Source organism: Polynucleobacter sp. JS-Safj-400b-B2 (assembly GCF_018881975.1).
GTDB lineage: Bacteria > Pseudomonadota > Gammaproteobacteria > Burkholderiales > Burkholderiaceae > Polynucleobacter.
The window spans coordinates 120,554-137,859 of sequence record NZ_JACVPJ010000001.1; the positions used below are offsets into that span (position 1 = coordinate 120,554).

Sequence of the window (17,306 nt, forward strand, 5' to 3'; positions counted from 1 at the left end):
TCATGTCTGACTAATTTCTTTCCAAGTCAGCGGCTCTGACTTTTTCCAGAATGCCCATGATTTTTTATTGAGGTCTTTAGCAGCGAAGACGCGTTCACGAACTTTTCCTTTGGGAAAGTCAATGATGACTACTTCATCCAATTGCTTGTCGCGTAGTGCTGCACTTAATTGTTGCCATGCTAACTGAGGTTGTTCAAGCCAAGCAAAAGCGCCGGTTAGATTTTGATCATCTAAAGTAATTTCATGCGGAATGCTGAATAGCTTCGCTAGGCCAGCCAGTATGGGGTGCGGACCTATTAGGTGCTGTGATTGTTTTAGTAACGTAGGTATTTGTACATCCTCAAGCCTGCCAATTCCGCTAACCCAGATTGAGTTGATGCTAGGCATGCCACGTTGTTCACGCTCTTCATTAACTGGGCCAATATGCCAGAGCATCTGAATTTCATTCTGGAGTTTTCGCCAAAGTTTAGCAATACCTTCTTTGTCAGTATCTCTAGGCATCCACCAATCAATATTGCGTCCATGTGCTTGGTCTACGCTGTAGGTTGCTAAGCTTGAAAATGGACCGGCAGGAACAAACCAATAATGCCGATCATGAAAAAGTACAGGGCCTTGAAAATCTTCTTCAATAAAAGGTAGTGCTGCTTTGAGTAGCCGATCAGATTCTTCTGCTGTCAGATCGATCTGGTTTTGCCCCATCAAAATAAGGTGATCTCGCGTAGCATGCAGATGAACTGGTTGAAGGCAGGCAATAACTTGGGTAGGATCAACGAATTGATTGGATTGCCCAAGTAGTAAAACGGGAGCTAGGGGGACTAATTTCCCAAGCAAAAAGCGCTCATGAGGTAGTCCTTGGCTTGGACCAACCCTGCTATCGAGCTCATCCAAGACATCTTCCCCAGAAAGCATCAGGGTAAAGCGTCTCAGTGCAGCTTTGGAGGGGGTGGAATTTGCAGTCATTCCCCTGATTTTAGGTGGCATTTAGATATTCCATCAGTTTGTCCGCGCTATTCACTAAACTGTGACTATGTTGAGACTTCCTATAGAGCTAGAAATTGGCCTGCGCTACACCCGATCCAAGCGTCGCAAGACGGTAGGAAGGCGTGATGGCTTCCTATCCTTTATTTCTGGGATTTCCACCGCCGGCATCGCCTTAGGGGTTGCTTCACTGATTGTGGTTTTGTCGGTGATGAATGGTTTCCAGAAAGAAGTACGCGACCGCATGTTGTCGGTGTTGTCCCATGTGGAAATCACTGCACCTGATGGTTTGGCAAATTGGGAGCCTCTAGCTCTGAAGATTGCATCTCAACCTCACGTTGTTGGGGTAGCGCCGATGGTGAGTTCACAAGGATTATTAAGTCGTGAAGGCATGATGCGTGGCGTAGCCATTCGGGGAATCTTGCCGAGCGAAGAAGGTAAGGTTTCGGATTTACCAAAACAATTTGTTGCGGGCAATATTGATGATCTCAAGCCAGGGAATTTTGGGGTTGCTCTAGGCGCACAACTTGCAGCGATGGTTGGCGCACATGTTGGGGATCGCATTAATTTAATTGTTCCTGAAAGTGATTTAACTCCGGCTGGTGCAATGCCACGGATGCGAACTCTGCAGGTGGTGGGCATTGTTGATAGCGGCCACTATGAGTACGACAGCTCATTGGCCATCATGCACTGGCAAGACGCTGCTGCCTTATTGCGCTTGCGTGATCCATCTGGCCTACGCGTTAAAGTAGATGATATGCAACGGGCTCCTGAGATCGCTAATGAGTTAGCAGGCATTGTTCCACAGGCACTTTGGGTTACTGACTGGTCAAGATCAAACCGCAATTGGTTTGCAGCAGTTCAGACCGAAAGAAAAATGATGTTCATCATCCTAACTTTGATTATTGCCGTGGCTGCATTTAACTTAGTGTCTACGCTCGTAATGACGGTCAATGAGAAGCAGGCAGATATTGCGATACTGAGAACCATGGGCGCAAGCCCTGGATTAATACAGAGAATATTTTTAATTCAAGGATTGGCAATTGGACTTCTTGGTTCTTTGGTTGGTGTTGCCTTAGGTTTATTGATTGCGCTAAACATTGATGTCATCGTGCCGGTAATTGAGGCTATCTTCAGGGTGCAGTTCTTGCCGCGTGAAGTGTATTTCATTAGCGAGTTACCATCAGATGTGAGGGCAAGTGATGTGCTGACGGTGGGTTTAATGGCTTTTGGCCTCTCGGTCTTGGCTACGCTTTACCCAAGTCGTCGTGCTGCAAAAGTTCAGCCTGCGGAGGCTCTGCGTTATGAGTAATTTAGATCAGTTAGTACTCAAGGCGAGAGGTTTAGCTAAGACCTATGGTCAAGGCCCTACTGCAGTTGAGGTTCTTAAAGATATCGATTTAGATGTTTCTCCATCAGAGAAAGTCGCTATTGTTGGCTCTTCGGGGTCTGGTAAGAGTACTTTGCTGCACTTATTAGGTGGTTTAGATAGCCCAAGTGCTGGTTCTGTCATTTTGGCGGGCGCTCATTTGAGCAACTTATCAGTCAAGCAACTAGATCAGCTTCGTAACCATAGCCTCGGGTTTATTTATCAGTTCCATCATCTCTTAGATGAATTTAGTGCTGCAGAAAACGTGGCATTACCTTTGCGTATTCGTGGCTTGGGCAATGATGAATCTATGGATCGTGCCAGCAAGATGCTTAAAGCAGTTGGCTTGGCTGCGCGTGAACTTCATACTCCTGGAGAGCTATCCGGTGGAGAGCGTCAGCGTGTTGCTGTAGCTCGAGCCTTGGTGGGTAATCCGGCCTGTGTTCTAGCGGATGAGCCAACGGGTAATTTGGATACCGAGACTGCTGATGGAGTTTTTGATTTGATGCTAGATATTGCTCGTGATCAAGGAACGGCCTTTGTGATCGTGACTCATGATCCAGTACGCGCTAAACGTTGCGATCGTATTTTGCATTTAGAGCGTGGAGTACTAAAGACGTTTTCAGTGTGAGTGGGCATCCCATGTGGATCGATACCCATTGCCATCTAGATGCTCCTGAGTTTGCAGACATACTCAATGCAATTATTCAGAGAGCTACCCAGCACAAGGTCAAAGCAATTCTGTTGCCAGCGGTAAAGGCGGCTGACTGTACTAGCGTAAAAGCACTCACTCATCAATTCAGTCAAATAATTCCTGGACTAGTTTATACGCTTGGGATACATCCCTTGTACACGAATCAATCCCAAGAGAGCGACATCGAAATTCTTGAGAAACACATTATTCAATCACTTTCCGACCCTCGATTTGTTGGTGTTGGTGAAATTGGCTTGGATTATTTTGTAGAAAATTTGGATCCACATAAGCAAGAATTCTTTTTTAATGCGCAATTAGACTTGGCCCAGAAATATCAATTACCAGTGATCATGCATGTCCGGCGCTCGCAAGATGCCATTCTGAAGTCCTTACGTCGTCGCAATATTCCTGGCGGTATCGCGCATGCTTTTAATGGTAGTTTTCAGCAGGCGGATCAATTTATCGAACTTGGATTTAAGTTAGGCTTTGGTGGTGCGGCTACTTATGAGCGAGCCCTTCAAATCCGTAGGCTCTTAAAAGAGCTGCCGCTAGATAGTATTGTTACTGAAACCGATGCTCCCGATATTCCACCTGCATGGCTCAGGGAAGAGGGTATTGCTTTTAATGAGCCCGCTTTTCTGCCGAGAATTGCAAAAGAACTTGCCTTGGTTAGGGGTATCAGCGAGGCTGAATTTGCTTCTGCTGTTTGGCGTAATGCTATGCAGGCATTGCCTCGCTGGTCTGCATTATGTGCAGATATTCCAAGCTTTAATTTAGCCTCTTAAATCTTTGCGCTTAGCTATTACGGCGTTTATCGCCGGGGGATCACTCCTTCTCTTTTTGCCGCAAGTGCCAGAGTATTGGTTGTTTGTATGCATCGCAGTCGCCACCCCTTGTTTATTAGCATCCTATTTAATTGCTCAAGAATCTCACTTCAAAAAGTTTGCGGTACTTGGTTTGCTATTTACCATAGGGTTTGCATGGAACGCTCGATATGCAGAATATCGCTTGAACAATATTCTTTCCGTAGAGTTAGAGGGAAAGGATTTAATTCTTGAGGGAAGGGTAGCAGCGCTTCCACAAAGTAGTTCATCCGGCGCCAAGTTTGCTTTTGAGATAGATAAAGCGAGCATAGGAAATGAGTGCCTCAACAATTCACCAAAAAGAATTTACTTAAGTTGGCAGCCCGCCTGGAGAAATCCCCAAGCAATTCCCGATGTTATTCCTGGACAACGCTGGAAATTCAAAGCAAAGCTAAAGCGCACTTATGGATCTCTAAATCCCTATACCTTTGATTTTGAACTCTGGTCCTTTCATCAGGACTTTGGCGCTAGCGGCTCAATCAGGACAGGAGAGTTGCTACTAGATAAAGATATTGCCTGGACAGAGTTTGAGTTGCGTATGGAGCTTGCCCGCTGGCATTTACGTCAAAAGATTCAAGCAATGCTACCAAGCGATGCGCGGTATGTAGGGGTTTTAGTTGCGCTAGTAATGGGTGATCAAAATGCTATTAATCAAGATGATTGGCAAGTATTTAATGCAACAGGTATTGGGCACCTTATTTCAATATCAGGACTTCATGTCACCATGTTGGCGGGTATTGGTGCTTCTCTCGCTGCGTTTATCTGGCGTCGACGTACATGGCCTCTAATTGCTCCGGTAGGTAAGGTTGCAGCAGCCTCTGGATTTTTGACTGCATTCATCTATGCCTGGTTGGCAGGCTTTCAGATTCCAGCGCAAAGAACCATGTATATGGTTGGAGTCGTAGCATTTGCTTTATGGACCGGCAGAAATCCCCGATCATTTGATATTTGGTGGTGGGCACTTGCTTTTGTATTGCTGCTTGATCCTATGGCTGCCTATACCCCTGGCTTTTGGCTATCTTTTGGGGCGGTAGCTGCCATTCTGTATGCCATGGGTAACTCGTCTGATTTGTTAGGCATCCCTACCGGGAAAGAACTAGAAGTGCATTGGATGCTACGCATGTTCCAAGCGTTGCGTGAAGCGTGTCGCGTGCAAGCTGTGGTCACACTAGCATTACTACCATTTACTTTGTATTGGTTTTATCAAGTTTCTGTTGTTTCGCCATTGGCTAATGCATTTGCCATTCCACTGGTTAGTTATGTTGTGACACCGCTGGCAATCGCTGGGGCATTGCTCCCGGAATTTATTGGCAGATGGCTTTTATGGCCAGCCCATGCATCTATGGAATATTTAGGAATTGCACTTGAGTGGATGGCTGGTTGGAGTTGGGCTGTTATTTGGTCAAAGCAGCCAGAGTGGTGGATGCTCGTTCTTTCTGGGGCTGGAATTGTGTATGCCATTCGTCCGGGGGAGATTGGCGAATCGTGGAAGCGAAGGTTGCTTGCTATTGCTCTATCTGCCCCCTTATTTATTTGGCCAACTACATTAATTAGTAGCGCCGAACTCTCTCAAGGAGAATTTAGGGTGAGCGTTTTAGATATTGGCCAAGGTACTGCAGTTCTCATTGAGACTGCCAATAGAAGATTGCTATATGACACTGGACCCATTCAAGGCAAGAAAGATGATGCAGGGCAGAGAGTCATTCTTCCTTATCTACGCGGCAGAGGAATTGATCAGGTTGATCGGATGATTATTAGTCATAGTGATAGCGATCATGTAGGAGGGGCGGCAACACTTTTAAAGCACATTCGATTTGATTCAATGATGGGGTCCTTGCCCAGCCACAATCCATTACTACAAAATTTGCGAGCAAGAAAGATTCCTGCTATCCCCTGTCGCTTTGGTCAGCGCTGGACGTGGGATGGGGTGGATTTTGTAATTTGGCACCCTAATTCAGAGTCGGTATTTTCAGATCAATACCCTGGAAAACCCAATGAAATGAGCTGTGTGCTTGAGGTCAGAAATCAACAGAGTTCGGTATGGTTGACGGGCGATGTTGAGAAGCAAGGTGAGGCTGAAATTACTGAGCGCTTAGATGAGTTAATGCTGAGAGAAATTGGTGATAGGGAATTGCTATTTATGGCCCCGCACCATGGCAGCAAAACATCCTCATCTTTAGCGCTCCTAAAAAGATTAGAGCCTCATCAGGCTTTCGCACAAAATGGTTATCGAAATCGATATGGTCATCCACACCCAGATGTGACTGCACGATATAAAAATTTGGATATTCCTTTTTATCAAACCCCTCAAACGGGAGCGCAGACTTGGTTATTTAAAAATAATGCAAAGTCTTCGACACAATTTTGGAGGCATGATATAAAACGAATATGGCATCGAATGATGTGAACTCAAATAAAAGGATTTGCATATGAATAAGCTGCTCGCCCTTTGCTCTCTGGTTATCGTCGTAACAGTCGGATGCGCTGGAGCAAATGTGCGCCCCTTGGTCGATATGAAGGGTGTAAATGAGGCTAGCTATGAGAGTGATCTCAAAGATTGCCAAAACTATGCCCAACAACAATCGGGCATGGGCTCTACAGCCGCGAAAGGGGCAGGTGCTGGCGCAGTGGTGGGCGGTTTGTTGGGGCTGGTAACTGGCGGTAACGGGTCAGGAATTGCACAGGCTGCTGGAGCAGGCGCTGTCATTGGCGGAGCTGGCGGTGCATTTACTGGGAATCAAGCCCAAGAGGCAGTTGTTAAGAGGTGTTTAAGTGGGCGCGGCTATAAGGTGTTGAACTAAAACTACCCTGATATAGCTCAAAAGCCTGAGAAATCAGGCTTTTTTAACGCCCCAGAAAAGCAAAAAGCCCTTAAAAATTAAGGGCTTAGTACGTAATTCTTGGTTGCGGGGGAGCGATTTGTACATTGCTTTAAGTTTTGCATACGCCCATCCTAATCTTGTTTAGAGCTGGTTTTGATCATAATGGCATGGTCGTAAATCTCGGAGATCGATTCCATCCATTGGGCTGTTGAAACCATCCTGATGGCGAATAGATAGAGTAAGACTAATGCGATGGAGATCCACTCTACTGGCCCAAAAGCGATGCCTTCCTTGATCGCTTTCGCGTATGAAAGATAGGCGGTTAAAAAGATGGGAATAAGACCAACTTTGTCCAGTGAGCCAACAAGTAGACCAATTCTCTCACGCATCTGGCGAGCCATATTGGCGTACATGACCTTGGCATAACTCAAATGATGGGTTTCAAATGATTTTGCGAGGCCGTTAATTAAATCCATATCATCATTAAAATCTTTAAGTAGCGGGCTTGAAGCCTCTTTTTCTGGATTTTTTAACTTGGCAACGTCTGGTATCAGTTGGGAAATGTTGTAAGCCATTGCGGCAATGGATGATAGCGAGATTAATATTAATGCGACCCATCCCAGCGGCTTGCAGGACGGTATGTTGCGGAAAATGACACCCACAATCGAACCAAGACTCAATAAACCAATAGCCCCAATAAAACATACCATCTGAAATGTGGTCTCGTAAAGCTTGAGTCGAAAATCCTTTGATTTCGCTGTGAGAACTAGTGTTATCGCGTTTCTTGGAGTAATAATTTGTTGCATTTTGACATCCGTTGGCCTGCTTAAAAGAAATCCATTTTAGACTTAGAAAGTAGTAAGAAGCTCTGAAACCCCTACGCCTAGAGCATCGGCAATCTTCTCGACATTGTCTAAAGAGATGTTGCGTACTTGCCGCTCCACATGGGCAATAAAGGTTCGGTGTAAGTCTGCCTCAAACGCCAAGTCTTCTTGGGACCACTCTAGCTCATGGCGCAACCTCACCATATTGGTAGCCAATACCTCGCGGATAGAGCGCCGCTTGCGGGGGCGTCCAACAGGGCGAGAGGTTTTGGCAATACGTCTTGGCATGTCGATGTCAGTTCTGCATGTCCTCGTTTTGAGCCAGTGGTGATTAAGCTGCAAAATTATCAAAAAGCCCCATAAATGAGGGATATAGAAAATTGGGGTAAATCATTGCCAGAAGAGTGTGAGCAATATTGCGATCTGGCCGCAAGGGTTGACAGATGTCCTTGTGAGCTTTTGGATTGAATATTGCGACTGAGGGCTGATGCGACAACTTTATTATTAAACTAAATTTTATTTAGTTGACAAAGATCATTGACATAGTAAATAATCCAACCTCTATTTAACAAATGTAACTATCAAGGGGCATTAAATGTTTAAGCAGGGGCGTGAATACATTGAAGCAATCGACGGTGAGATTGCGGCCTTAATCGAGCTGGAAAATCGTCGACAAGAGGAGCATATTGAATTAATTGCATCTGAAAATTACACTTCACGCGCAGTGATGCAGGCTGTTGGGTCGCAACTAACCAATAAATATGCAGAGGGCTATCCAGGAAAAAGGTATTACGGCGGTTGTGAAATAGTTGATGAGGTGGAGAAATTAGCCATTTCTCGATTAAAAGATATTTTCGGCTCAGAAGCAGCCAATGTGCAACCCCACTCTGGGTCACAAGCAAATCAAGCCGTATTTTTTTCGGCCCTAAATCCTGGCGATGAAATTTTGGGGATGAGTCTAAATGAAGGTGGTCATTTAACGCATGGCATGCCTTTAAACATTAGCGGGAAGTGGTTCAAGGTATCTAGTTACGGCCTAAATGCACAAGAAGAAATTGATTATGAGGCCATGGAAATGTTGGCAAGAGCAAGAAGGCCGAAACTAATTATTGCTGGAGCATCTGCATATTCATTGAGAATCGATTTTGAGCGGTTTTCAAAAATTTCCAAAGAAGTTGGCGCCTATTTATTGGTTGATATGGCGCATTATTCCGGGCTTATAGCAGCCGGACTATATCCAAATCCAGTTCCTTATGCAGACTTTGTCACATCTACAACCCATAAAGGGTTAAGGGGGCCAAGAGGCGGCTTCATTTTGATGAAATCTGAATTTGAGAAAAAAGTAAATTCAGCAATTTTTCCTGGCATGCAAGGTGGACCACTGATGCATGTAATTGCAGGCAAGGCGGTAGCCTTCAAGGAAGTGCTGCAGCCAAGTTTTAAGGGGTATCAAGCGCAGATTCTTAAGAATGCTGAGGCGATGGCTACCACCTTAATTGAGAGAGGCTTGCGAATCGTATCGGGAAGAACGGAAAGTCACATGATGCTTGTAGATCTTCGTTCGAAAAATACCACAGGATTGGCGGCCGAGCAACTTTTGGGATCGGTTGGAATTACTTGTAATAAAAACTCTATTCCAAATGATCCAGAGCGACCAATGATAACCAGTGGAATTAGGTTTGGGACTCCTGCAATTACGACTCGAGGGTTTAGGGAGGCTGAGTCTGAGCGGGTGGCGCATCTAGTTGCGGATTTGCTTGGCGATCCCGCTGGTGCAATTAATGCAGTGCGTGAAGAAGTCAGGGCGCTCTGTGCCACCCATCCCGTTTATTTATAAGGCCTAATAATGCAAAAACAGTTACGACAGTTGCGACAGTTTCGACATGATGTATCTATTTCCGCATTCATAGCAGGCTTGCTGGCAGTATTAATTTCATACGCAGGACCATTGGTTATTGTGTTTCAAGCGGCAAAATTATCCGGCCTATCAACACAAATGACATCTTCATGGATATGGGCTATTTCAATTGGGAGCGGTCTAACAGGCTTGATATTGAGTTGGAGATTAAAGGTGCCAGTAATTACTGCATGGTCTACTCCAGGCGCAGCTTTGTTAATTGGCTTATTGCCGCATACACCTTATCCGCAGGCAATCGGCGCGTATTTAGCAAGCGCCTTGGTGATTGTAATTATTGGGTTTAGTGGTGCATTTGATCGTGTAATGGAGCGTATGCCAAAGGGAATTGCAGCAGCGCTTTTGGCGGGGATCTTATTGCGCTTTGGGATGGAAGTATTTTCTTCGATATCAATAAACCCAATCTTGGTTTTGGTGATGATAGGTGCATATATTGCAGTAAAACGAGCAAGCCCAAGGTATGCAATAGCTGGGGTAATGATTGTCGGTATAGTGGCTGCAATGCTTGCCGACAAGACGCATATATCTGAGGTGACACTAGATCTTGTGACACCAATATTTGTGATCCCTGAGTGGTCATGGACTGCAGTGCTCAATATGGGATTGCCGCTTGCAATAGTTTCCCTGACGGGGCAATTTGTGCCTGGCATGGCGGTAATGAGGGCATCGGGCTATAAAGTACGAGCCAAAGAAATCATCACAACCACTGGTATTGCATCCTTTTTATTGGCCCCATTTGGGTCGCATGGCGTAAATTTGGCTGCCATTACCGCCGCGATTTGTACTGGGAAAGAGGCAAATGAAGATCCGGCAAAACGCTACGTTGCAGGCATATTTTGTGGGCTGATTTATATCCTCATAGGTTTGTTTGGTGGCGCTATAGCACTTTTATTCTCTGCATTACCAAAGGAGTTAATAGCAACTTTGGCGGGCTTAGCTCTGATTGGTGCGATTACTTCGGGAATAGTTGGAATGGTGGCCGATGAAGGCCATCGAGATGCGAGTGTGATTACATTTCTAGCTACAGCATCAGGAATGCACTTTCTAGGCATGGGTTCTGCGTTTTGGGGATTGGGTATTGGTTGCTTGGCTTACTTTATTTTGCATAAAAATTGGTCAAGCAGCAAAAAATCTCCTCAGGAGATCGCATGAACAATGTATATGACTTTGTAGTTGTGGGTGGCGGAATTGCTGGAGCGTCAACAGCAAGCGAACTTGCAAAAATAGGCTCAGTGCTTCTTTTGGAGCGTGAATCAAGTTTGGCGTATCACACCACGGGAAGGTCAGCGGCCATTTCGATGGAGAGCTATGGGAATGAATTAATACGCAAGCTAACTTGCGCTTCTCGGGAATTCTTTGAGAACCCACCTTCAGATATAACGGCAGATCCTCTATGTTCTCCGCGTGGGGCATTAATTTTGTCCGATGAAAAAAGTTTTGCGAAATTAAAACTTCGACATGAAGTCGTAAAGCAAATTGTTCCCAGTGTTGAAATATTAGATCGCAATCAATTTATGGAGATGGCGCCATTTGTATCTGATAAATGGATTGCGGGAATGTATGAAAAAAGTGCTTTTGATTTGGATGTGCATGCAATTCATACGGCATTTTGTCGCAATATTCGAAAACATGGTGGCGTAATCAAGACGCAGGCTGAGGTCATTGAGGCAATTAGAGTCTCGACATCTTGGTCAATTGCATTGAGTAATGGTGAAAAAATTCAAGCTGGTGTAATTATTAATGCTGCTGGAGCATGGGCAGATGTATTGGCGCAGAGGTGCCACACAAAACCCCTTGGTATTCAGCCTTTGCAGCGCACGGTTGTTGTGATAGATCCCGAGTTTAACGTTGACGCCTGTCCATATATTGGAACGGTCGATGAACAAATCTTTTTAAAGCCAGATGTTGGGCGTCTTATGGTGTCCCCATGTGACGAAACATTAGTTGAGCCAAGTGATGCAATTGCCGATGAGATGGGCGTTGCAATCACTATGGATCGACTGGAGTCATCGACTATGTTGCGCCCTAAAAAAATTATGAATCGGTGGGCTGGATTGAGGGTTTTTGTTCCAGACAGATCGCCATTGTTAGGTGCCGATTCCAATGTTGAGGGGTTTATTTGGTGCGCCGCTCTTGGCGGTTATGGCATTCAAACGGCGCCAATGGTTGGAAAATTGTGCGCATCATATGCTGCTAACTCTTCCATCCCAACAGAGTTGTTGGAAATCAATTTGGCGGTTGCCACACCATCCAGAAGCATCACATCAGGATATGGAAAGACAATTTCAGTTGAGGACCTGAAATAGTTTGATCTTATGTAACAACTAATTTTTTAATTAACAAAAAGGGAAAAGCTATGAATGCAGATGTGAAAAATATTGTTGGGCAAAGCTCAGAATCAAAAGAAGTAATTTTTGTGGATAAAGCACCTGAACCGCTGGGAACATATTCTCAGGGAATAAAGGTAGGTAACATGATTTTCCTGGCAGCCCAAACACCCGTGGTTCCTGAAACGGGGGAAGTTGCTTTAGGTGGTTTTGAGGGGCAGGTTCGCCAAACTTTTAGCAATTTAGAAGTAATGGCAAAAGGTTGTGGTGGCAGTTTAGCGGATATCGTTCAGGTCACCGTTTATATAACGGACATCTCCAAGTTTCAGACAATGAACTCAATAATGGCCGAGTATTTTTCCAAGCCATATCCAGCTAGGACAACAGTAGGAGCAGCCAATCTTGCTCGAAATACTTTGGTCGCCATTGACGCAATTATGGTTATGGAGAAAATTTAGAAAGCTACTTTGATAGGGGATTCAATGAATAAGGAAAGATATTGATGCAAACCATCTTAGCACGCAAGAACTTCAATGGAAATCTTCAGACAGGCAATAACATAAGTCGAGTTATGGCCTTGAGGTGTCTTAATTGTCTTCGCGAATATGAGCCCTTAAGCATTAGTTATTGCTGCCCCGTATGTGAATTAAGCGGTTCTTTTGATGTGATCTATAACTATGACGTTTTAGGCGCTACATTTATGAACTCCCTAAAGGAGTGCGATAGATTTGATATGTGGAGGTATCAAATTCTTTTGCCTGTGCAGCGCCCTCTTAGGTTAAATTTGCATACTGGGGGCTCTCCGTTATATGAGTTTGAGCATTCAGGATGCGGTCAGGTATTAATTAAGGATGACAGTAGAAACCCAAGCGGCTCTTTAAAGGATCGCGCGAGTGCTTTAGCGGTAGCTATGGCTGTTAACCAAGGGTTTAGTACGGTTAGTGCTGCCAGTACAGGTAATGCCGCAGCTGCTTTGGCGTGCATGTGCGCAACCCAAAATCTTGAGTGCATAATTTTTGCGCCATCTAAGGCCCCTCGAGAAAAATTAGCTCAGATTAAAGCCTATGGTGCGACAGTAATTGAAGTCAGCGGGGGTTATGACGAAGCATTTGATGAGTGTCATCGAAGGTCGAATGAGAATGGTTGGTACAACAGAAGCACGGGATTTAATTCATATATGTCGGAGGGAAAAAAGACGGTTGCGTTTGAAATTTGCGAGCAAATGGGGTGGCGGGCGCCCGATAAGGTATTTGTCCCGGTTGGAAATGGCTGTATCGTAGGATCAGTTTATAAGGGCTTTCAAGAGCTTTTTCTAATGAACTGCATTGACCGCATGCCTAAAATTATTGGAGTGCAAGCGCAGGGTAGTGATTACATGTGCCGGGTTTGGGAGGCGGAAATTGGCCCTCATACCGGGAAAATCATTGAATCAAAAACTGGCGCCAGTAGCATTAGCGTGGCTTTGCCCCGAGACCGTATTAAAGCATTGCGTGCAATTAAAGATAGCGGAGGTCAATTTATTCGAGTTTCTGATGCCGAGATATACGAAGGCGTTGTTCATTTGGCATGTGGTAGTGGAGTATTTGCAGAGCCGGGGGCTGCAGCTGCTTTTGCTGGAGCGAAAAAATTAGGCGCGTTCAGCGCTGAGGAAACTTCGGTGGTATTAATTACAGGTAGTGGCCTTAAAGATATTTCTGGGCTTGTGAATAGTGGTGCCCTAGGAATTGATCCGGGTTCATTTCGCTTAAAACCTTGAAGACCTAGTTTGACGCCCGTCAAATTCAACTATCTTATGCCTCTTCTAAAACAAATCTTTGCACATCTGCTTAAGCCGCAATGGGTTGTCCTCAACATATTGAGCCGTCATCGAAATAGACGAGTGCCCCATCAACCTTGAAACAGCCTTAATGTCAGCGCCTTTTTCAATAAGGGTGGTTGCAAAGGTTCTGCGACCTGAGTGGCTTGATGCGCCATGAATTTTTGCTTCGGCATACATCCTATGAAATAGCTGCTGCAAGGTATTGGGCGTAAAAGCTCCGCCTTTTTGCGATGTGAAAAGCGCTGCTTGGCGGCTAAACAAGATGCCTTCTTGGTCCTGCCGCTCAACAAGGTAGCTATTAAGAGCCTCTATTAGGCTGGAGTTGGTCAAATAAACAAAGCGCTGCTTTGATCCTTTGGTCATGGCAGAGCTTAAATTGACCTCCTCCAATAGGCGGTCATCTGCGCCCAGAATATGCTCTACGCGAAGACTCACCAATTCTTTTGCTCTCAGGCCAAGGCCAAATGAGCACCAGAGCAAAGCAGTATTGCGTTTGGCATGCGGTTTCTTGCTAATGACTCTGAGGGTGCGCCGTAGTTCTTGTTCAGTGAGTACCTTTGCCTTGCCTTCTTTCATCCAAATTCCCAAAATGTTTATAAAGTGCCTGTAAATAGCGGTTTATAAACATAATAGGGCGCGGAATTTTCCTTGTACACCGCCAGAGCCTTATGGCTATTAGTAATGTTTACAAATTGAAGTTAGTAAACATTTTGGGGTGGAGATTTCGCAATGCGGCATGAGTTATATCCCTAGATGTTGGGCTTTACCGCTTTGGAATTTTGTGCGACATTAAATGATTGCTTTCAATGGGTCTGCGATTAATAGGCATATGGAAACTAGCGATAAAAATTCAGCAATATTTGTGCTCACTGGAAGAGGATTCGACACCATATTAAATGAGGGTGGGTCGCAAGCTTGGCGCATCAATACCAAGCGCGCCAGTACTTTTAAGTATGTTGTATGCATACAGAATCACAATCAAAATCTTTTTGACCCTAAACAGCTTACTGCGCGACACCATGCTGCTTTTATGGTGGGTAAGTTGAAGGAAGTTGTCGATTGTGATGAGGTGATCAAGAATAGCCCATACAAGCGGAAATTATTGGTTTTTAGTGAATACGCCAAAGTTGATGCCCCAAATCAATGGCCGGGCAATCGAAATCCGGTTACCTATAAAAGATTGGAAGATTTGGATATTGACATAGAGGGCTTAGAATTTAAACCAATGCCTTTTGCCTCCGACCCAACCAGAAAATGATTTCATTTTAATTTCAAGGCTCACTTTCATGGAGGCGGTCACATCAATTAGCTTTCAATATTTTGCACTGGACTAATTAATTCGTATACAAGTATTTATGCGGTGATTATTGAGGTCTTGGAGCATAGGAAATAAATAATGCCCTCAAGGTATTTTCATAGAAGACGATAAATTCAGAAATAGGTTTGCCTTCAAACATATTTTTAAGTGAAGTTGACTTCATGTCCTGCACAGTTGGATTGCTATTAGGTGGGGCTGAAAGTATTTTTCGAATATCTTGAAAGTATGCAAATAACTCAGCATTTTCTATTTTATGAAAATTCAAATTTATAAGAGTTTGTGAAATCTGCTTTAGAGCTTCGCTGTCGCCAGTAGAGGCATCTTTAACCAACTTTAATTTCTTAGCTTTCAATGCTGCAAGAAGAAGGAATAAGGGGTTGTCAGCCTCGCTGGGCGGCGCATACTGAATCATTTCAATATACCGTTCGCACTCCCTCGCCGTTAAAAATAAGACATCCGTGTAATTTGCGTAATATGGCGCCTCATTTGCCTTGAGTTTGAATGCGCTCAATAGTGGGGTGATGAATTTGTTCATGCTAACTGGTGAGCCACCCGAGCTGACCAGTCCAGTGCTGACATTAAACAGCGTGTGATTCCAATTAACGAATTTCTGGAAATACTCTGCGTTTATATTGCCATAGAATTTGGATAGGCTTGATGCCAGTTGGTCCGCGTTCCATAACAAAACTATTATCACCCCATCGGCATTAAACAGATGTTTGATGCGTTCCAAAAACTTTACCGCATAAGATGGTGAGCATCGATCCAGCTCGTCCACAAAGATAATGATTTTATTGTCTTTTGCGATTTCAGATAGAGCTTTGCGAATTTGTTCTAATGCCTCCTTCTCTGTCTTAATGGATTCCAGTTTTTTGTCGATGTAATTACCCAACGCCTCTTGTGAAAAATTTTCCAACGCTTCAGCGTCCCCAAGGAATTTCTTGCTGGCTGCTTGCAAAATAAGTTTGCCTGCTAAGCCCGTGCATTTAACTAAGCCCTCTTTAATGGTGGCGATACTCGTTGCTCTATTTTTGATTGCTTGAAGTTTGGGCGAAGAGAAGAGAGCTGAAAATATTGCCATTTCAGGGTCGTCATCCCAGTCGGCTTGAAAAGTATCTATCCATATTGGCACTATCGTTTCATCACTTTGATAATGTTGGTATAGGCTGCTTCCTAACCAAGATTTTCCAGAGCCCCACGCTCCATCAATTGCCATGACCCCGCGCGAATTATTCTGTATCCAGTACTTAATACAATGTTCATCCGCTTTTCGGCCTAACAGATCTTCTGTCATGTGATTTTCCATGGTTGTATGATTGGTTTTACCCTTCGTCGCTGTTGTCAGTATTTTACTTTCAGCTTTGGTGTTTACCTATCATCACAAAGCGGTGGCGTGAATTTAACTTTGATTTTTTGGGTTGCGGTGCAGGGCCAATTCACGAGTTAACGCCCGGAGAAATTGAGTGGCTTGATGATGGGCAATGGCTATTTGTCTTTAGGTGACAAAATGGTCAGAGCCATTTCTTCTTGGCGGCGTCCGAAAGTAGTTGGCCTAAGAATTTAACGGGGTCGATGGATAGGGCTTCACAAACATCAACGTATTCCATGACATCTAAGCGGCGTTCGCCGATCTCGAATTTTGAAACAAAGGACTGAGGGCGATCTAGTTTATTGGCTAGTTCCTGTTGGGTAATATTCAAGCGCTCCCTAGCATCTCGTAGATGCTGTCTTAGCTTTTGGTTGCGGGGCGCGTATAAACGTTCCAAAGTGAGGATGAATTTTGATGATAGACATCTCAGTTTGAATCCCGTTTTCGGATAACCCAAAATAGGATATTATGGCCTTTCTATGCGTTTAGAAAGGGTGTATATGAAGACATGGAAATGGGTGGTTGGTGGGCTGGTGGCAACTGGAATTGTGCTACCTTTGATTGCGGGATTGGGCGGTGATGGTAAGTCAGGACAGAAGACGGAGGCAATTAAAAATGCAACTCCAGCCGATGCGGAAAAGCAGTTGGCTGAGATGCGCTATTACCAAGGAGTTATCTTGGCAAAAACAATCAAAAATTCCCTAAAAAATCCATCGTCCATGCAGTTGGAGCGCGTCAGCGTGAATGAGGACGGCTCATTAGTATGCATGGCTTACCGCGCCCAAAACGGATTTGGTGGCATGGATTTAGCTCCAGCAGTAATGATTCGAGGAAAGATTAGTAATGATGGGAATGTATGGGATAAAAATTGCAAAGGCAAATCTATGTACAACCTTAAGGAAGAGGTTGAAATCGCATTGGCAGGATCGCGTTAGCGGTTGGCTGGTTGATGTATGGGAAATGCCAAGTTTTTAGGTTCCTTAAAGCCGTTATTTGGCGATCTATTTA

Annotated in this window: 18 protein-coding genes; 12 read left to right on the top strand and 6 right to left on the bottom strand. The window is 44.6% G+C overall.

What is annotated here, in order from left to right:
* On the bottom strand, positions 1 to 960 hold the full coding sequence (locus tag ICN48_RS00635; RefSeq protein WP_255539394.1) for a hypothetical protein: 960 nt from the start codon (positions 958 to 960) through the stop codon (positions 1 to 3).
* Between the two features lie 67 nt (positions 961 to 1,027).
* On the opposite strand from ICN48_RS00635, the gene ICN48_RS00640 reads away from it, so the two are divergent.
* From ICN48_RS00640 to ICN48_RS00660, 5 genes are read left to right on the top strand one after another with little or no spacing between them, the layout of a single operon-like run.
* Positions 1,028 to 2,290, top strand: coding sequence for a lipoprotein-releasing ABC transporter permease subunit (locus tag ICN48_RS00640; RefSeq protein WP_216151828.1), 1,263 nt, complete (start codon positions 1,028 to 1,030; stop codon positions 2,288 to 2,290).
* Positions 2,283 to 2,978, top strand: coding sequence for an ABC transporter ATP-binding protein (locus ICN48_RS00645; RefSeq protein ID WP_216151829.1), 696 nt, complete (start codon positions 2,283 to 2,285; stop codon positions 2,976 to 2,978). Before ICN48_RS00640 ends, ICN48_RS00645 begins: the two co-directional genes overlap by 8 nt.
* A gap of 11 nt (positions 2,979 to 2,989) precedes the next feature.
* Positions 2,990 to 3,826 carry a TatD family hydrolase gene (locus ICN48_RS00650; protein WP_216152060.1) on the top strand — a complete coding sequence of 279 codons (837 nt, stop codon included), beginning with the start codon at positions 2,990 to 2,992 and terminating at the stop codon, positions 3,824 to 3,826.
* 4 nt (positions 3,827 to 3,830) lie between these two features.
* The gene (locus tag ICN48_RS00655) at positions 3,831 to 6,311 is read left to right on the top strand and encodes a DNA internalization-related competence protein ComEC/Rec2 (protein ID WP_255539395.1); all 2,481 of its coding nucleotides are present in this window, start codon (positions 3,831 to 3,833) and stop codon (positions 6,309 to 6,311) included.
* A 22-nt stretch (positions 6,312 to 6,333) separates the two neighbouring features.
* Positions 6,334 to 6,705 (top strand): glycine zipper family protein, encoded by a 372-nt coding sequence (locus tag ICN48_RS00660; RefSeq protein ID WP_216151830.1) that lies wholly within the window; start codon positions 6,334 to 6,336, stop codon positions 6,703 to 6,705.
* 152 nt (positions 6,706 to 6,857) lie between these two features.
* Here ICN48_RS00660 and ICN48_RS00665 read toward each other — a convergent pair whose 3' ends face one another.
* Both ICN48_RS00665 and ICN48_RS00670 read right to left on the bottom strand, forming a co-directional pair.
* Positions 6,858 to 7,532, bottom strand: coding sequence for a hypothetical protein (locus ICN48_RS00665; protein WP_216151831.1), 675 nt, complete (start codon positions 7,530 to 7,532; stop codon positions 6,858 to 6,860).
* A 42-nt stretch (positions 7,533 to 7,574) separates the two neighbouring features.
* Positions 7,575 to 7,838, bottom strand: a complete 264-nt coding sequence (locus ICN48_RS00670) for a helix-turn-helix domain-containing protein (RefSeq protein WP_216151832.1) — start codon at positions 7,836 to 7,838, stop codon at positions 7,575 to 7,577.
* Positions 7,839 to 8,145: 307 nt separating this feature from the next.
* Here ICN48_RS00670 and glyA point away from each other — a divergent pair, with 307 nt between their 5' ends.
* Genes glyA through thrC form a run of 5 tightly spaced genes read left to right on the top strand, consistent with a single transcriptional unit; the run spans position 8,146 to position 13,548 of the window.
* Positions 8,146 to 9,387, top strand: a complete 1,242-nt coding sequence (glyA, locus tag ICN48_RS00675) for a serine hydroxymethyltransferase (RefSeq protein ID WP_216151833.1) — start codon at positions 8,146 to 8,148, stop codon at positions 9,385 to 9,387.
* 9 nt (positions 9,388 to 9,396) lie between these two features.
* The gene (locus tag ICN48_RS00680; protein WP_216151834.1) at positions 9,397 to 10,617 is read left to right on the top strand and encodes a benzoate/H(+) symporter BenE family transporter; all 1,221 of its coding nucleotides are present in this window, start codon (positions 9,397 to 9,399) and stop codon (positions 10,615 to 10,617) included.
* A complete protein-coding gene (locus ICN48_RS00685) occupies positions 10,614 to 11,771 on the top strand; it encodes an FAD-binding oxidoreductase (protein ID WP_216151835.1) in 1,158 nt (385 codons plus the stop codon). The genes ICN48_RS00680 and ICN48_RS00685 overlap by 4 nt, the downstream gene beginning before the upstream one ends.
* Before the next feature lie 50 nt (positions 11,772 to 11,821).
* Entirely contained in the window at positions 11,822 to 12,250 is a 429-nt protein-coding gene (locus tag ICN48_RS00690; protein WP_216151836.1) for a Rid family detoxifying hydrolase, read from the top strand.
* A gap of 44 nt (positions 12,251 to 12,294) precedes the next feature.
* Positions 12,295 to 13,548 (top strand): threonine synthase, encoded by a 1,254-nt coding sequence (thrC, locus tag ICN48_RS00695; RefSeq protein WP_216151837.1) that lies wholly within the window; start codon positions 12,295 to 12,297, stop codon positions 13,546 to 13,548.
* A 45-nt stretch (positions 13,549 to 13,593) separates the two neighbouring features.
* On the opposite strand, the gene ICN48_RS00700 is transcribed toward thrC, so the two are convergent.
* A complete protein-coding gene (locus tag ICN48_RS00700) occupies positions 13,594 to 14,187 on the bottom strand; it encodes a site-specific integrase (RefSeq protein WP_216151838.1) in 594 nt (197 codons plus the stop codon).
* A gap of 253 nt (positions 14,188 to 14,440) precedes the next feature.
* Between ICN48_RS00700 and ICN48_RS00705 the strand changes: the two genes are divergently transcribed.
* Positions 14,441 to 14,869: a hypothetical protein gene (locus ICN48_RS00705; protein WP_216151839.1), complete on the top strand. Its 429-nt coding sequence runs from the start codon at positions 14,441 to 14,443 to the stop codon at positions 14,867 to 14,869.
* A 106-nt stretch (positions 14,870 to 14,975) separates the two neighbouring features.
* Here ICN48_RS00705 and ICN48_RS00710 read toward each other — a convergent pair whose 3' ends face one another.
* Entirely contained in the window at positions 14,976 to 16,223 is a 1,248-nt protein-coding gene (locus ICN48_RS00710) for a P-loop NTPase fold protein (RefSeq protein WP_216151840.1), read from the bottom strand.
* A gap of 217 nt (positions 16,224 to 16,440) precedes the next feature.
* Complete coding sequence (locus tag ICN48_RS00715) at positions 16,441 to 16,755, bottom strand: helix-turn-helix domain-containing protein (protein WP_370624115.1); 315 nt, start codon at positions 16,753 to 16,755, stop codon at positions 16,441 to 16,443.
* 43 nt (positions 16,756 to 16,798) lie between these two features.
* Here ICN48_RS00715 and ICN48_RS00720 point away from each other — a divergent pair, with 43 nt between their 5' ends.
* Positions 16,799 to 17,233, top strand: a complete 435-nt coding sequence (locus ICN48_RS00720) for a hypothetical protein (protein ID WP_216151842.1) — start codon at positions 16,799 to 16,801, stop codon at positions 17,231 to 17,233.
* The last annotated feature ends 73 nt before the right edge of the window (positions 17,234 to 17,306 follow it).

Coding starts and splice junctions, on each gene's coding strand:
- ICN48_RS00660 (WP_216151830.1), top strand. CDS start 6,334: ATGAATAAGCTGCTCGCCCTTTGCTCTCTGGTTATCGTCGTAACAGTC.
- ICN48_RS00710 (WP_216151840.1), bottom strand. CDS start 16,223: ATGACAGAAGATCTGTTAGGCCGAAAAGCGGATGAACATTGTATTAAG.
- ICN48_RS00700 (WP_216151838.1), bottom strand. CDS start 14,187: ATGAAAGAAGGCAAGGCAAAGGTACTCACTGAACAAGAACTACGGCGC.
- glyA (WP_216151833.1), top strand. CDS start 8,146: ATGTTTAAGCAGGGGCGTGAATACATTGAAGCAATCGACGGTGAGATT.
- ICN48_RS00720 (WP_216151842.1), top strand. CDS start 16,799: ATGAAGACATGGAAATGGGTGGTTGGTGGGCTGGTGGCAACTGGAATT.
- ICN48_RS00665 (WP_216151831.1), bottom strand. CDS start 7,532: ATGCAACAAATTATTACTCCAAGAAACGCGATAACACTAGTTCTCACA.
- ICN48_RS00680 (WP_216151834.1), top strand. CDS start 9,397: ATGCAAAAACAGTTACGACAGTTGCGACAGTTTCGACATGATGTATCT.
- ICN48_RS00645 (WP_216151829.1), top strand. CDS start 2,283: ATGAGTAATTTAGATCAGTTAGTACTCAAGGCGAGAGGTTTAGCTAAG.
- thrC (WP_216151837.1), top strand. CDS start 12,295: ATGCAAACCATCTTAGCACGCAAGAACTTCAATGGAAATCTTCAGACA.
- ICN48_RS00670 (WP_216151832.1), bottom strand. CDS start 7,838: ATGCCAAGACGTATTGCCAAAACCTCTCGCCCTGTTGGACGCCCCCGC.
- ICN48_RS00685 (WP_216151835.1), top strand. CDS start 10,614: ATGAACAATGTATATGACTTTGTAGTTGTGGGTGGCGGAATTGCTGGA.
- ICN48_RS00690 (WP_216151836.1), top strand. CDS start 11,822: ATGAATGCAGATGTGAAAAATATTGTTGGGCAAAGCTCAGAATCAAAA.
- ICN48_RS00650 (WP_216152060.1), top strand. CDS start 2,990: ATGTGGATCGATACCCATTGCCATCTAGATGCTCCTGAGTTTGCAGAC.
- ICN48_RS00640 (WP_216151828.1), top strand. CDS start 1,028: ATGTTGAGACTTCCTATAGAGCTAGAAATTGGCCTGCGCTACACCCGA.
- ICN48_RS00705 (WP_216151839.1), top strand. CDS start 14,441: ATGGAAACTAGCGATAAAAATTCAGCAATATTTGTGCTCACTGGAAGA.
- ICN48_RS00635 (WP_255539394.1), bottom strand. CDS start 960: ATGACTGCAAATTCCACCCCCTCCAAAGCTGCACTGAGACGCTTTACC.